Below are 600 nucleotides of genomic sequence, written 5' to 3' on the forward strand. Positions count from 1 at the left end.
TGCTGGGGTGCCCGGCAGCATCGGGAATACCGGTTGGGTGCGGTTGAGTGCCTGGATCTGGGTTTTTTCGTCGACGCAGAGCACGACTGCCCGTTCGGGCGGGTTCAGGTAGAGCCCGACGACGTCGCGAACCTTCTCGACGAACAAGGGGTCCTTGGACAGTTTCCACGAGTCCTGTTTGTGCGGTGCCAATCCGAACGCCCGCCACACTCGAGAGACCATCGACTGGCTCAGGCCGAGGTGTTCGGCCATCGACCGAGTTGACCAGTGGGTGGCATCTTCTGGGGTGGTCTCCAACGTCGCGGTGATCAGGTTCTTGATCTGCTCATCGCCGACGACTCGCGGCCGGCCGGGCCGGGGCTCATCAAGCAAGCCATCGCAGCGATCAACAACGAACCGGTTGCGCCATCGACGCACCGTGCTGATCGACAACCCGAGCCGCTCGGCCAGCTCGGTATTGGTCCCACCATCGGCTGCCGCCAACACAATTCGCGACCGCATCGCTAACCCGGCCGCGCTGGTACGTCGTCGCGCCCACCCCTCCAACTCGGCCCGCTCATCAGCGGTCAGCACAATCTCAGCAGCATGAGGCGTCGGCAC

At 64.0% G+C, this 600-nt stretch carries 1 protein-coding gene; it reads right to left on the reverse strand.

Annotated features, from left to right (window positions below):
- A partial coding sequence (locus BST28_RS23010) for an IS630 family transposase (RefSeq protein ID WP_234808400.1) occupies positions 1 to 600 on the reverse strand: 600 nt, incomplete at both ends.

It is taken from the genome of Mycolicibacter kumamotonensis (genome assembly GCF_002086285.1).
Classification (GTDB): domain Bacteria; phylum Actinomycetota; class Actinomycetes; order Mycobacteriales; family Mycobacteriaceae; genus Mycobacterium; species Mycobacterium kumamotonense.